This window comes from Streptomyces hokutonensis, from assembly GCF_042751305.1.
GTDB classification, from domain to species: domain Bacteria; phylum Actinomycetota; class Actinomycetes; order Streptomycetales; family Streptomycetaceae; genus Streptomyces; species Streptomyces hokutonensis_A.
In genome coordinates this window covers 25,219-39,381 of the sequence record NZ_JBHYWD010000008.1, presented here as the reverse complement: position 1 = coordinate 39,381, position 14,163 = coordinate 25,219, and the positions used below count along the sequence as shown (strand labels likewise).

Below are 14,163 nucleotides of genomic sequence, written 5' to 3'. Positions count from 1 at the left end.
GCCGGAAAAGAGGGCGTTCGGGGGTGCCGGACCGCGCAAGGTTGTTCGCCCGTAGCGGAGGGAACCGGTGCGCTCGGCATGGAGTGTCGGTCCGTACGGGTAAGACAATCCCTAGTGGGAGGGGGCGACACGCAGAAATTGGCGTCTCACGTTCGCCATCGGCGTACTCATGGTGAGGGTAACTGCCTGGCCTGCGGGAACATCGTCTCGCACCATCAGGTTGGAGCAGATGTCGGCGTTCGGGTTCAGGAGGCAGTGTTGGTTCTCGGTCCGGTGTCGGCAGTTGGAATGAGCGGTCCCCGCTTGCGGGACTAAGCTGCGGAAGGACAGGGAGGGGAGCGTCCCCTTACTGCCTGACCGCTCTGAGGAGCGATTAACGATGTTCGAGAGGTTCACCGACCGCGCGCGGCGGGTTGTCGTCCTGGCTCAGGAAGAAGCCCGGATGCTCAACCACAACTACATCGGCACCGAGCACATCCTCCTGGGTCTCATCCACGAGGGTGAGGGTGTCGCCGCAAAGGCCCTGGAGAGCCTCGGCATTTCGCTTGAGGCGGTCCGCCAGCAGGTTGAGGAGATCATCGGACAGGGCCAGCAGGCGCCGTCCGGTCACATCCCCTTCACTCCCCGTGCCAAGAAGGTCCTGGAGCTGTCGCTCCGCGAGGCTCTTCAGCTGGGCCACAACTACATCGGCACGGAGCACATCCTGCTCGGCCTGATCCGTGAGGGCGAGGGCGTCGCCGCCCAGGTCCTGGTCAAGCTGGGCGCTGATCTCAACCGTGTGCGGCAGCAGGTGATCCAGCTGCTCTCCGGTTACCAGGGCAAGGAGACCGCCACCGCCGGCGGCCCTGCGGAGGGCACCCCCTCGACGTCCCTGGTCCTCGACCAGTTCGGCCGGAACCTCACCCAGGCCGCTCGTGAGTCCAAGCTCGACCCGGTCATCGGGCGCGAGAAGGAGATCGAGCGGGTCATGCAGGTGCTGTCCCGCCGCACCAAGAACAACCCGGTCCTGATCGGTGAGCCCGGCGTCGGCAAGACCGCCGTCGTCGAGGGCCTCGCCCAGGCCATCGTCAAGGGCGAGGTGCCCGAGACCCTCAAGGACAAGCACCTCTACACCCTGGACCTCGGCGCACTGGTCGCCGGCTCCCGCTACCGCGGTGACTTCGAGGAGCGCCTGAAGAAGGTCCTCAAGGAGATCCGCACCCGCGGCGACATCATCCTGTTCATCGACGAGCTGCACACGCTGGTCGGTGCGGGTGCCGCCGAGGGCGCCATCGACGCCGCTTCGATCCTGAAGCCGATGCTGGCCCGCGGTGAGCTCCAGACCATCGGCGCCACCACCCTGGACGAGTACCGCAAGCACCTGGAGAAGGACGCGGCCCTCGAGCGCCGCTTCCAGCCCATCCAGGTCGCGGAGCCGTCCCTGCCGCACACCATCGAGATCCTCAAGGGTCTGCGCGACCGCTACGAGGCCCACCACCGTGTCTCCATCACGGACGAGGCGCTCGTGCAGGCGGCCACGCTGGCCGACCGGTACATCTCGGACCGCTTCCTGCCGGACAAGGCGATCGACCTGATCGACGAGGCCGGCTCCCGGATGCGCATCCGCCGGATGACCGCGCCGCCGGACCTGCGCGAGTTCGACGAGAAGATCGCCGGCGTCCGCCGTGACAAGGAGTCCGCGATCGACTCGCAGGACTTCGAGAAGGCCGCCTCCCTCCGCGACAAGGAGAAGCAGCTCCTGGCCGCCAAGGCCAAGCGGGAGAAGGAGTGGAAGGCCGGCGACATGGACGTCGTCGCCGAGGTCGACGGCGAGCTGATCGCCGAGGTCCTCGCGACCGCCACCGGCATCCCGGTCTTCAAGCTGACCGAGGAGGAGTCCTCGCGTCTGCTGCGCATGGAGGACGAGCTCCACAAGCGGGTCATCGGCCAGAAGGACGCCGTCAAGGCGCTCTCGAAGGCGATCCGTCGTACGCGTGCGGGCCTCAAGGACCCGAAGCGCCCCGGTGGTTCGTTCATCTTCGCCGGCCCGTCCGGTGTCGGTAAGACGGAGCTGTCCAAGGCGCTCGCCGAGTTCCTCTTCGGTGACGAGGACGCGCTGATCTCCCTCGACATGTCGGAGTTCAGCGAGAAGCACACGGTCTCGCGTCTCTTCGGTTCGCCCCCCGGTTACGTGGGCTACGAAGAGGGCGGCCAGCTGACGGAGAAGGTGCGGCGCAAGCCGTTCTCGGTGGTCCTCTTCGACGAGGTCGAGAAGGCCCACCCGGACATCTTCAACTCACTGCTGCAGATCCTGGAGGACGGTCGTCTGACCGACTCCCAGGGCCGGGTCGTGGACTTCAAGAACACGGTCATCATCATGACGACCAACCTCGGCACGCGGGACATCTCCAAGGGCTTCAACCTCGGCTTCGCGGCCACGGGTGACACGAAGTCCAACTACGAGCGCATGAAGAACAAGGTCTCGGACGAGCTCAAGCAGCACTTCCGCCCCGAGTTCCTCAACCGCGTGGACGACGTCGTCGTCTTCCCGCAGCTCACCCAGGAGGACATCCTCCAGATCGTCGACCTGATGATCGGGAAGGTGGACGAGCGCCTCAAGGACCGGGACATGGGCATCGAGCTCTCCCAGGCCGCCAAGGAGCTCCTCTCCAAGAAGGGTTACGACCCGGTGCTGGGCGCGCGGCCGCTGCGTCGCACGATCCAGCGCGAGATCGAGGACACGCTCTCCGAGAAGATCCTCTTCGGCGAGCTGCGCCCCGGTCACATCGTGGTCGTCGACACGGAGGGCGAGGGCGAGGCCAAGACCTTCACCTTCCGGGGTGAGGAGAAGTCGGCACTGCCGGACGTCCCGCCGATCGAGCAGGCGGCCGGCGGAGCCGGTCCGAATCTGAGCAAGGAGGCGTAAGGCTCCAGGGCTTTACGGCTGGGAAAGGGGTCGGTGCCTTTGGGCACCGGCCCCTTTCGCCTGGGCCGGGTGGTGCCGTCCCGCACGCTCTACATCTGCCGGACACGGACGCCGGGGAGTTCCGGCATGGTGCTCAGCGAGGCGCTGGACAGTTCGTCTTCGAGCTGGAGTTCCGTCAGAGCCGGGAGAGAGGCCACTTCCTGCCAGTCGGCGGCGGTCAGGGAATGGCCGGACTCGCCGAGTCTGAGAGTCGTGAGGGTGGGCCATTGACCAAGCCCGCGCAGCCCGGTGCCCCACACCGTGTCCGCCCTCAGATGCAGGTATTCCAGAGGTGCGTCGACCGGCAGGGATTCGGCGAGGCTGTCTCCCGGAAGCACCTGGTTGACGGACAACCAGGTCAACCAACGAAGTTCCCGCAGCCCCCTGATGTGGCCTGTCCCGCTCAACCACATTTCGGTGAGGGGGAGTTGCGCCAGCGGTGCGAAATCCTCGATTTGGAGGCACCGGTGAAGCCACAGACGGTTCAGGGAAGAGAAGGGCGACAGCTCCCCCAGATCGGCCAGCCGTGGATTGTCGATCACGCTCAGGGTCTCGACCGCGGCCGGTTCGACCACGGCCGCCAGGATCTCCGGCACGGACCGCGAGCCGGCGCAGGTCACGCTCCGCCAAGGGCGCATCAGGCTGAGCGCCGCGTACTTCTCGTCGCTGTCGCACCGGATGTACAGCTCCGAGCGATCCAGATGGTCGAGTACCTCGACCGCGTACTCCCGGATGTCGAACCGGTCCCAGGTGCCCACGAGTTGGCGCCGCACCTCAAGATCGGGATGCTCCTGGAACCGCCGAAGTACGCCCAGGGCCGCCTCCGGCTCCTCCGTGCCGAGCAGCGAGGCGGTGACGGTGACCGCGAGGGCCTCCGCGCCCGACAGCCCGGCCGGACCCGGCAGCAACTCCAGCACCAGCGGCCCCGCCTGCGTCAGCGCGTGCGCCCCCTCCGTCGTACGCGGGGGAATCAGCGCGGCCGCACGGGCCTCGACCTCGGCCCGAACCGCCGGGTCCAGCGCCGTCGCGTGCTCCAGGCAGGCCAGTGCCAGCAGTGTCAGCCGGGGCTCGTCCTGGGCCAGCAACTCCCTTAGCAGTACGACCCGTTCGCGCGGCCTGGCATGGGCGACGGCCATGCGGATGACGTCCTCCCACTGGGTGTCGTCCGCACGGGAGATCAGCACGTCGAGGTGGCCCTCCTCCACCGCGTACCGCGCTCCCAGGTAGTCCTGGAAGGTGCGGTGCACGAAGTCCAGGACGTCTACGGCGGGTTGGCGCAGCAGGCCGCTTCTCAGGAGCAGTTCCCGCAGTACCGTCCTCGCGTCACCCTGCCCGGTGATCGTCGGCAGGACGCGCTCCACGATCCTCTCGGCCGTCTCCACGTCCATCTCCGTGCGGCCGCTCAACACCAGCGCGTACGCGAGGCGTTGGAGGATCTCCAGCTGGGCCTCCTCACCCAGTTCCGTCCCCTCCAGCGCGCCCATGCCCCGCTCGCGGTCCCGGCGGGCCAGCAGCATCGTGAGGGCGGCGTCGTACAACTCCTTGCGGCCGGTGGGGAGATAGCCCTTCCGTTCCCGGTGCAGGGCGCAGATCAGGCCGCACATGAGGGGGTTGGTGGCGAGGCGGGCCAGGTCGCGTTTGGTGCGGAGGGAGTCCAGGAGGGGGGCTTCGTACTCGGGGGCCCGTGCCGCCGCATGCCAGCGCTCGACGAAGGTCCGCACCTCGGGGCGGCGCATCGGGGCCAGGGTCAGTTCGTGGAAGCCCTCGGAGGACAGCCAGTCGGGGCGTATCGCGGTGGGGCGGGAGGTGAGGAGCCAGCGGTTGCCGGGGAAGGCGCGGATCAGGGCGAGGAGCCAGTCGCGGGTGCGGTGGCGGTCGGTGGAGGGGATCTCGTCGAGGCCGTCGACCAGGATGAGGCCCCGGCCGGCGGTCAGGACGCGTTCGGTCCAGCCCTCGGGTGGGGAGTGGGGGCAGTCGGTCGCCGCCAAGAAGGCTGCGGGGGAGGGTAGTTGACCGGTGCGGAGCAGGGTGCGCAGGGGGAGGACGTACGGGACGCGGTCGCCGTTCCCGGCCGCCGTCACCGCGAGCCACTGCACCAGGGTCGTCTTGCCGGAGCCCGCGTCACCGCGCAGCAGGACCCGGTCGTGGGTCGACAGGGCTTCCTCGGCGGGGAGTTGGCGGTCGTAGCGGGCGCCGGGGTGCTCCTCGGACAGGGAGCGTTCCTCCGTCGCCTCCAGGCTGAGGTACGCCACTTCGAGGGGCCAGCGGTCCGGAGAGTCGCGCAGGTCGATGCCGTAGATGGTGATGTGGTTGTGGCGTTCGGCGACGTAGGAGAGGTAGCGGCGTTCGAAGGCGCGGTCCTGGGTGCCGGGGCGTGGGGTGCGGGCGATCAACTCGTCCACCCGGGCTATCAGTTCGGCCTGGGTACGGGTCTGTTCCACCAGCGTGCGGGCGACGAAGGTGGACCGGCGGGTGAAGAACTCCAGGATCTGGAGGCAGGCCCACTCGGTGGCGTTGTCGAGGAAGTAGCGCGCGTCGGTGGACAGTCCGGCGGGGGGTGGGGCCTCGTGCTCCAACTGCCGTGCCAGTTCGCGGTGTCCGAGGCGTACGGCCTGTACGTCGTCCATGTCCAGGTCGCCGAGGGCGAGCAGCCGGCGGGCCAACGCGTCGGCCACGGCGGGTTGTTCGTCGAAGGGGAAGGGCGCTTCGCCGGGGGAGTCCACCGCCCGCGCGACCAGGCGGTCGGCGAGCTTGTGGACGTCCTTCTCCGTCAGGATGCGCTTTTCGCCCTTGAAGGAGACGAGGTTCGACAGCCGGACCGGCCTGTCGACCAGGCCCGCGCCCGGTCCTTCGGGTACGAACAGCTTTTTCAGCAGCGGTGTGATCAGGCCGGATGCCAGCTTGCCACCGAGTACCGCAGGCTCCATCGGCCGCCCCACCCCCGTCGTCGCGCGAACGGACGGAGCCTAACCGGTTACGACAACTGGCCGTCGTAGTCCGGCAGTTTGAAGGTCTTCTCGGCGTGGCCGCCCGACAGGTCGGTGGCGCTGTTGCCGATGTTCGCGATGATCGTGTAGCCCTTGGACTCGATGTCGGCGCGCTGGGCGGTCTTGTAGGCGGCGACGTCCTTGAACAGGTCGAAGAGGCCGCGGGCGTAGAGGCCGTCGACGTCGTAGCCGTCGTGTTCGAGGTTGTACTCGGTCGGCAGGTAGATGATGCCGGGGCGGGCCGTGACGAAGAACAGCGAAACGCCGTGCTCCTGGGCGTACTTGGCGACCGCGAGCACGGGCTTGTTGGCCGGCTGCGGCCAGCTGAAGCCGAAGTCCGTCTCCAGGGTGGTGTTGTCGATGTCGAAGACGATCGCCTGCTTCTCACCGGGCTTCGTGGTCGCGATGCGCTGCTTCAGGTAGGGCAGGGCCTGGTTCATGACCGTCTGGCAGTCCGTCTGCCAGGTGGTGTAGTCGACGGCCGCGGTGGTGCTCGTCGCGGTGGCGGCTTCCGCGGGGACGGCCAGCGCCGCGAGGGCGGCTGCGGTCACGGCGACGGTGGCGGTACGGCGGGCCCAGGGGCGTCGTCTCGTCATGGGGGTGGGGGTTCCTCTCACGTCTGTGCGGTGCCGGTGCGGAAGGCATGCTCGCGGGCGAGGGTGGCGTGAGGGGAACCGTAAGGTTACTGAACGGTAGGTGCATAGAGGTCTGCGCCACATTCCCGCGGTCGGCGATCGCCCCGCCCGGTGACAAGCCGCACAGGCGATTCGGGCCCTACTAGGGCGGGTAGTCGTAAGCCCCGATTGGGGCAAAAGGTACTTCTTGCGTGGAACCAGATGGGTGGTTTTGCCGTCGCGGTGGCGATTTATAGCCAAAGTGCGCTCTGTCAAGAAGTCGGAAGTTTTGTGGTGAAGTACTAGCTTCCGTCGTAGAAGAGCTGTTTGGGGGTTTGTGGGGGCCGGGGTTACCAATGGACGTGCCATCCGGCGGCCGCTTGTGTGCCGGGTGGTCTTTCTGTCCCCGTCCCCGTGAGGTTCCGATGTTCCAGCGCTCCACGTCCCGCTCTTCCCGTACGACTCCGCTCCGCACCCGGGTGGCCGTCCTGGCCGTCGGGCTGGGAGCCACCGCCGTGCTGGGCACCGGGGTCGCGAGCGCCGCCACCGCGAGCGTGGCGCCGAAGGCGGTCAGTGCGAAGACCGCCGCCTCCTGGGTCGACCCGGTGAAGAAGTACACGCTCTCCGCGAGCTTCGCCCAGGCCGGCGGCCTGTGGCAGTCCACCCACAGCGGGCAGGACTTCGCCGTGGCCAGCGGTACCAACGTCGTCGCCGCGCACGGCGGGACCGTCGTCAAGGCCGGCGGCAACGGTGCCGGTGACGGGGCCGCGTACGGCAATGCCATCGTCATCAAGCACGGCAACGGCACGTACTCGCAGTACGCCCACCTCTCGCGCATCGACGTGAAGGTCGGCCAGGTCGTCAGCACCGGCCGGCACATCGCGCTGTCCGGCAACACCGGCAACTCCACCGGCCCCCACCTGCACTTCGAGATCCGTACGACCGCCAACTACGGCTCGGCCATAGACCCGGTCGCGTTCCTGCGCGGCAAGGGCGTGAAGGTCTAAGCCTGCTTCGTGCCCGCGTGGGCCTGCGTGATCATGTCGGTGGCGACCTCCAGGACGGCCTTGCGCTTGTCCTCGGGGTCGCCTTCGAGGTCCTGTACGGCGAACATGCCGGCGTGCAGCGTGAAGATCGCGCTGAGCGAGCGGACCTGGTCGACCAGGCCGGCGTCCGGGTCGATGACGATCTCCCGCAGGCCGCGCATACGGTCCTTGAAGCGCTCGCCGATGCGCAGGTCCCGTACCTGTGCCTGGTTCTCCTGCATGAAGCGGAACAGCGGGGTCGCGCCGTCGAGCGCGTCGGCGTAGCGCCGTACGATCTCCCGCTTGGTCTCCAGGGTGTGCGGCTGGTCGCGGCCCCACTCGATCAGGTCCTCGATCGGCTTCGTGAGGTCCTCGAAGATGCTGACCAGGATCTCTTCCTTGGTCTTGAAGTGGTAGTAGAGCGCCGCCTTCGTGACGTCCAGGTGCTCGGCGATCTCGCGCAGCGAGGTCTTCTCGTAGCCCTGCTCGGCGAAGAGTTCGAGCGCCACGTCCTGGATGCGCTGGCGGGTGTCTCCGCGACGTTGCCGCTTGGTGCCGTCCATGGTGCCGCCCATCCGTCTCATGCTCCCGCAAACTTACTTGACGCCCGGCTAGTTACGGGTCTACTTTCCCCTAGTGTAGTCAACTAGCCGGGCGGCAAGTAAGTAGCCGGACGGTAGCGGTATCCAGCGGTAGCTAGGGGAGTGGGAACGATGGCGGACACGCAGACGGTCGACAAGGGGTCGGGAGAGACCGAGAAACAGCCCAGGAGCGTGCGGGTCGTCCTGCTCGCCCTGATGATCACCATGATGCTCGCGATGCTCGACAACATGATCGTGGGTACGGCGATGCCCACGATCGTCGGTGAGCTGGGTGGGCTCGAGCATCTGTCGTGGGTCGTGACCGCGTACACGCTCGCCACCGCCAGCTCCACTCCCCTGTGGGGCAAGCTCGGTGACATGTACGGGCGCAAGGGCGCCTTCATGACCTCCATCGTGATCTTCCTGGTCGGCTCCGCGCTCAGCGGCATGGCACAGAACATGGGCCAGCTCATCGGCTTCCGGGCCATCCAGGGTCTCGGTGCCGGTGGTCTCATGGTCGGCGTCATGGCGATCATCGGCGACCTCATCCCGCCGCGTGAGCGGGGCAAGTACCAGGGCATGATGGCCGGCGTCATGGCGCTCGCGATGATCGGCGGACCGCTGGTCGGCGGCACCATCACCGACAACTGGGGCTGGCGCTGGTCCTTCTACATCAACCTCCCCCTCGGCGTGATCGCGCTCGCCGCGATCAGCGCCGTACTGCACCTGCCGAAGAAGCGCTCCCAGGCGCGCATCGACTACCTCGGCGCCGGACTGCTCACCGTCGGCATCACCTCCATCGTGCTCGTCACCACGTGGGGCGGTTCGCAGTACGCCTGGACCTCCGTGCGGATCATGGAACTGATCGCGCTGGGTGTGGCCGCCCTCGTCGGGTTCGTGTTCTGGCAGACCAAGGCCGTCGAGCCGGTCGTACCGCTGCACATCTTCCGCAGCCGCAACTTCAGCCTGATGGCGGTCATCGGCTTCATCACCGGCTTCGTGATGTTCGGCGCGACCCTGTTCCTGCCGCTGTACCAGCAGTCCGTGCAGGGCGCGTCCGCGACCAACTCGGGTCTGCTGCTCCTGCCGATGCTCGGCGCGATGCTCGTGACCTCCATGGTCGCGGGGCGGGTGACCACCAACACCGGGCGCTACAAGGTGTTTCCGGTCGCCGGCAGCATCCTGATGGGCGTCGGTCTGTACCTGCTCTCCACGATGGACGTCGACACGACCCGGTTCATGTCCGGTGTGTACATGGCCGTCGTCGGGCTCGGCATGGGCTGCCTGATGCAGATCACCATGCTGGTCGCGCAGAACAGCGTCGAGATGAAGGACATGGGGGTCGCGTCCTCCACGAGCACGCTGTCGCGGACGCTCGGCTCGTCGTTCGGTGTCGCGATCATGGGTGCGCTGTTCAACAACCGGGTTCAGGACGTCATGAGCCAGAAGGCCGGGGCGCTGGGGGCCAAGGTGACCGAGCAGTCGGCTCAGCTGGACGCGAAGAGTCTGGCGAAGCTGCCGGCGGTGGCGCGTGAGGCTTATCAGCACGCGGTGTCGGCCGGTATTCACTCGGCGTTTCTGCTGGGGGCTGTGGTGACGGTGCTGGCGCTGGTGGCTGCGGTGTTCGTGAAGGAGGTTCCGCTGAAGGGGGCGGGGCCGGCTGCGCCCAAGCCTGGTGAGGATGCGGAGACGGTGGCGCCGGTGTCGATCGTCGAGGCGGTCTGAGTTCGTCGGCAGTGAGCTGAAGGTCCCCCGGTTGGTGTCCGCCCCGGGGGGCCTTCGTTTTGGTTTTTCGTTGTTTTCTCGCCCCCGCCGCCCCTACCCTCCCCACTCTCGGCTTCGCTCGAGCGGGGGGACCCTCATCGTCACTGGGGGCTGCCGCCCCCAGACCCCCGCTTCGGCCTGGACGGCCTCCTCCTCAAACGCCGGACGGGCTGGGGGGTGCCGGCCGGGGGCGACGGGTCCCGAAACGCCGGTCGGGCTGGGGGGGGGGTGCGGCCGGTGCCCACAAGTATCGGCTCTGTTGTCAGTGGGCCGTGTCACCATCGGGCGCATGGACAAAATGCGGCAGTTGCGGCTGGCCAAGGACGCCATGGACCGTGACTGGGCCGAGCCGGGGCTCGACCTGGGGGTGGTGGCCGCGCATGCCGGGTATTCGCGGTACCACTTCATCCGGGAGTTCAAGGAGGCCTACGGCGAGACGCCGGGGCAGTATCTGACGCATCGGCGTATCGAGCGGGCCGAGGAGATGCTCCGCAGCGCCGATCTGTCGGTCACGGAGATCTGTCATCTCGTCGGCTTCAGCAGCCTCGGTACGTTCTCGGCACGGTTCAAAGCGCGGACCGGGCTGACTCCGAGTGAGTACCGGAGCGAACATGTGGGGCGCGGGGCCGCCCTCATCCCGGGGTGCTACGCGATGCTCTGGGCCGGCGGTTTCCCCTCCGCAACTTTGAAGAAGCGTGCCGCTGCCCACCCTGCCTACGGTGAGGAAGGAGAACAGGAAGCCACCTCGATTTCTACCTCGTCCGACAGGAGTGCGGAGCCATGATCCAAGGGCTGGGCATCACCACCGTATGGACCTTCGACCAGCAGCGCACCAAGGCCTTCTTCACCGAGAAACTGGACTTCGAGGTCCGGGACGACATCTCGATGGGGGACATGAAGTGGGTCACCGTCGGTGCCAAGGAGCAGCCGGGCGTCGAGATCGCGCTGATGAGCCTCGACGGTCCCGGCCTCGACCCCGAGTCCGCCGAGGCGCTGAAGAAGCTGGTCAGCAAGGGGGTGTTGGGGGCGGGTGCGTTCCGTACGGACGACTGCCGTGGTGACTACGCGACCTTCAAGGCGCGTGGCGTCGAGTTCGTCCAGGAGCCCAAGGAGCGGCCGTACGGCGTCGAGGCGATCTTCCGCGACGACAGCGGCAACTGGTACTCGCTGACCGAGCGCAGCGAGGAGCTCGACTTCTCCAAGGACTTCGGATGAGTGGAGAGCGGGTGGCCGAGGTCGAGCCGGATCATACGGCCGTGCGGGTCGCCCTGTGGAGGGCTCTGCACGTCCGGGCCGACGCACCGCCGCATGTCGTCGAGGACGAGGTCGGGCTGCGGCTGGTGGACCCCGGGGACGACTGGCGCGAGCGGCCCGACATGGACGTCGAGGCCACCCGCCGGATCCGCGCGTCGATCGTGGCGCGGGCCCGGTTCGTCGAGGACGTGGTGGGGGAGCAGGCCGCGAAGGGCGTGGACCAGTACGTCGTGCTCGGCGCCGGGCTGGACACCTTCGCCCAGCGGCGGCCCGAACTCGGCGCGAAAATAAGGGTGTTCGAGGTCGAACGGCCCGGCACTCAGGCCTGGAAGCGCCGTCGGCTGGCCGAGCTCGGGTATGACGAGCCGGACTGGCTGCGGTTCGTGCCGGTGGATTTCGAGGGCGACTGGTGGGGGCAACTGGCCGCCGCCGGGCTCGACACCGGGCGGCCCGCCGTGGTCGCCGCGAACGGCGTCATCATGTATCTCACCCTGGACGCGATCACCGCCATGTTCCGCCTGGTCGCCGGGCTCGCCCCCGGCTCCACCCTGGTGACGACCTTCCTACGGCCCGTCGACGACGTGGAGCCCGAGCAGCGCGCGCAGTTGGAGGTCGCGGTGCGAGGGGCTCGTGCCGCCGGTACGCCGTTCCTGAGCTTCTTCACTCCGGAGCAGGTGCTGGCGCTGGGGCGCGAGTGCGGGTTCCGGGAGGTGCGGCATGTGTCGGCCGCGGATCTTGCCGCGCGGTACTTCGGGGGGAGGACGGACGGGGTGGGGCCGTCTCGGGGGGAGGAGGTGATGCTGGCCGGCACCTGAGCCTTCGCTCAGGGCGGCGGGCGCACCTTCGTCAAAGACCTACGGCAGCATCGGATAGCTGCCCGTGCTCGTCGGTGCGTGTTCCGGCAGCCACAGCACCGCGACCGCGCCCTCCGCCGGGATGTGGTCCGGCGCGCCCGCGGGGCGGACGTTGCGGAAGGTCAGGCGAGCGCCGAGGACCCGTGCCTGGCCGGCCGCGATGGTCAGGCCCAGGCCGTGGCCGTGGCCCGCGCGGTCCTTGCTGCCGGTGCGGAAGCGGCTCGGGCCCTCCGCGAGGAGTTCCTCGGGGAAGCCGGGGCCGTGGTCGCGGACCCGGATGACCCGGCCCTCGACCGAGACCTCGATCGGCGGCTTGCCGTGCCTCGCCGCGTTGGCCAGCAGGTTGAACAGCACGCGCTCCAGGCGGCGCGGGTCGGTGGTGACTGCCGACTCGTGGACGACGTGCACCACCGCGTCCGGGTCCTTCGCGATCACCCGGCGGCTCACGAAGTCGCCCAGCATGATGTCCTGCAGTTCGGCCCGCTCGGAGGCGCCGTCGAGACGGGCGACCTCCAGGACGTCCTCGACGAGGGTGCGCATCGCCTTGGCTCGGTCCAGGACCAGTTCCGTCGGGCGGCCGGGCGGGAGCAGTTCGGCCGCGGTCAGCAAGCCCGTCACCGGGGTGCGCAGTTCGTGTGCGATGTCCGCGGTGACCCGGCGTTCGGCCTCAAGCCGCTGTTGCAGCGCGTCCGTCATGGCGTCCACCGCGCGCGCGAGGTCGTCGGTCTCGTCCCGTACGACTCCGCCGATCGCGTCCCGTACCCGTACGTCCGTCTCGCCCTTGGCGACCTGGTTCGCCGCGACGGCCGCCTTGCGCAGCCGGCGCGAGAGCTGGCCGCCGATCAGCACGCCGAGCGCGCTGCCGCCGAGCACGGCCGCGATCGAGCCGATGACCAGAGCCTGGTCGAGGTCCTTGAGGATGTCCGTGCTGCGGTCGGTGAACCCTGTGTGCAGGGACATCACATGGCCGTCCTTGAGCGGTACGGCCGCCCAGATGTCCGGGATGCCGTGCGGCCGGTCGGTGACGTAGGTGGCCCTGCGGCCCTCCGCGACCCTCTGGCGCAGCGCCGGCGGCAGGCTCGGGTCGTCGATCTTGATGCTGGGGAAGTTGGGGCGCCCGGACAGCTCGTAGTTGCGCTGGGCGATCTGGACCCGCTCGTCGGCGAGGTCGCGCGCGTTGTCCAGCATCGAGACCCGGGCCGCGTTGTGCACGACCAGGCTGAGCGCGATCGCGACCAGCGTGCCGACCAGCGCGATGGCCGCGCTGAGCTTCCATCTCAGGCCCGTACGGATGCCCGCTCTGTCCATGAACGACGGGACCCTGCGCCGTGAATTCCCCCGCATACCCCTGCTCAGGCCTTCAACTTGTAGCCGAAGCCGCGGACCGTCTCGATCCGGTCCTGGCCGATCTTCGTGCGCAGCCGCTGCACATGGACGTCCACGACCCGGGTGTCACCGCCCCAGCCGTAGTCCCACACCCGCTCCAGCAGCTTGTCGCGGGACAGGACCGTGCCGGGTGCCGAGGAGAACTCCAGGAGCAGGCGCATCTCGGTCGGCGTCAGCGCCACCGGCTGTCCGGCCTTGAGTACCTCCATGCCTTCGGTGTCGATCTCCAGGTCGCCGAAGGTGAGCACTCCGCCGTCGACCGGGGCCGTCTCCGCGTCGGTGCGGTCGGTGCCGTTCGCGTGGCCGAAGCGGCGCAGCACGGCTCGGATGCGGGCGACCAGGACGGCGCCGTCGAAGGGCTTCGTGACGTAGTCGTCCGCGCCCGCTTCCAGGCCGAGGACCACGTCGATGGAGTCGGCGCGCGCCGACAGCATGATCACCGGCACGGTCGAGTCGTCGCGGATCCGGCGGCACAGGCTGACGCCGTCCAGGCCGGGGACCATCACGTCCAGGAGCGCGATGTCGGGGCGGTTCGCCCGGAACGCCTCCAGGCCCGACAGCCCGTCGGGCATCGCCGTGACCGCGAAGCCGTCCCGCTCCAGGGCGAGTTGGGTGGCCTCACGGATGACGTCGTCGTCCTCGACGAACAGGACGTGGGTCTGGTCTGCCATCCCGGTGCTCTCAGTCCTCGTGTGGGTCGTTCTCAAGCATGGGACGCCCGAAGGGGCGTCCGCGTTCACTGAAGGATCGGATC

The 14,163-nt window shown here is 68.4% G+C and carries 11 protein-coding genes; 6 read left to right on the top strand and 5 right to left on the bottom strand.

The window, feature by feature from the left end; genetic code table 11:
• Nucleotides 1–379 precede the first annotated feature (379 nt).
• Nucleotides 380–2,905, top strand: a complete 2,526-nt coding sequence (locus tag ACFXC1_RS21955; protein WP_019075463.1) for an ATP-dependent Clp protease ATP-binding subunit — start codon at nucleotides 380–382, stop codon at nucleotides 2,903–2,905.
• 89 nt (nucleotides 2,906–2,994) lie between these two features.
• Here ACFXC1_RS21955 and ACFXC1_RS21950 read toward each other — a convergent pair whose 3' ends face one another.
• Complete coding sequence (locus ACFXC1_RS21950; RefSeq protein WP_381245025.1) at nucleotides 2,995–5,871, bottom strand: NACHT domain-containing protein; 2,877 nt, start codon at nucleotides 5,869–5,871, stop codon at nucleotides 2,995–2,997.
• A 47-nt stretch (nucleotides 5,872–5,918) separates the two neighbouring features.
• Entirely contained in the window at nucleotides 5,919–6,527 is a 609-nt protein-coding gene (locus ACFXC1_RS21945) for an HAD family acid phosphatase (protein ID WP_381245023.1), read from the bottom strand.
• A gap of 443 nt (nucleotides 6,528–6,970) precedes the next feature.
• Between ACFXC1_RS21945 and ACFXC1_RS21940 the strand changes: the two genes are divergently transcribed.
• Nucleotides 6,971–7,552, top strand: coding sequence for a M23 family metallopeptidase (locus tag ACFXC1_RS21940; RefSeq protein WP_381245021.1), 582 nt, complete (start codon nucleotides 6,971–6,973; stop codon nucleotides 7,550–7,552).
• Here the strand turns inward: ACFXC1_RS21940 and ACFXC1_RS21935 are convergent.
• Nucleotides 7,549–8,145, bottom strand: coding sequence for a TetR/AcrR family transcriptional regulator (locus ACFXC1_RS21935; RefSeq protein WP_381245019.1), 597 nt, complete (start codon nucleotides 8,143–8,145; stop codon nucleotides 7,549–7,551). The genes ACFXC1_RS21940 and ACFXC1_RS21935 overlap by 4 nt on opposite strands.
• Before the next feature lie 138 nt (nucleotides 8,146–8,283).
• Here ACFXC1_RS21935 and ACFXC1_RS21930 point away from each other — a divergent pair, with 138 nt between their 5' ends.
• From ACFXC1_RS21930 to ACFXC1_RS21915, 4 genes are all read left to right on the top strand, one after another.
• Nucleotides 8,284–9,876 (top strand): MDR family MFS transporter, encoded by a 1,593-nt coding sequence (locus tag ACFXC1_RS21930; protein WP_381245017.1) that lies wholly within the window; start codon nucleotides 8,284–8,286, stop codon nucleotides 9,874–9,876.
• 337 nt (nucleotides 9,877–10,213) lie between these two features.
• Entirely contained in the window at nucleotides 10,214–10,699 is a 486-nt protein-coding gene (locus tag ACFXC1_RS21925; protein ID WP_381245526.1) for a helix-turn-helix transcriptional regulator, read from the top strand.
• The gene (locus ACFXC1_RS21920) at nucleotides 10,696–11,130 is read left to right on the top strand and encodes a VOC family protein (RefSeq protein WP_381245015.1); all 435 of its coding nucleotides are present in this window, start codon (nucleotides 10,696–10,698) and stop codon (nucleotides 11,128–11,130) included. Before ACFXC1_RS21925 ends, ACFXC1_RS21920 begins: the two co-directional genes overlap by 4 nt.
• Nucleotides 11,127–11,984, top strand: coding sequence for a class I SAM-dependent methyltransferase (locus ACFXC1_RS21915; RefSeq protein WP_381245013.1), 858 nt, complete (start codon nucleotides 11,127–11,129; stop codon nucleotides 11,982–11,984). Before ACFXC1_RS21920 ends, ACFXC1_RS21915 begins: the two co-directional genes overlap by 4 nt.
• Nucleotides 11,985–12,023: 39 nt before the next feature.
• On the opposite strand, the gene cseC is transcribed toward ACFXC1_RS21915, so the two are convergent.
• Both cseC and cseB read right to left on the bottom strand, forming a co-directional pair.
• Nucleotides 12,024–13,367, bottom strand: a complete 1,344-nt coding sequence (cseC, locus tag ACFXC1_RS21910) for a two-component system sensor histidine kinase CseC (RefSeq protein ID WP_381245011.1) — start codon at nucleotides 13,365–13,367, stop codon at nucleotides 12,024–12,026.
• Nucleotides 13,368–13,375: 8 nt separating this feature from the next.
• A complete protein-coding gene (cseB, locus tag ACFXC1_RS21905) occupies nucleotides 13,376–14,080 on the bottom strand; it encodes a two-component system response regulator CseB (RefSeq protein ID WP_381245009.1) in 705 nt (234 codons plus the stop codon).
• Between the last annotated feature and the right edge of the window lie 83 nt (nucleotides 14,081–14,163).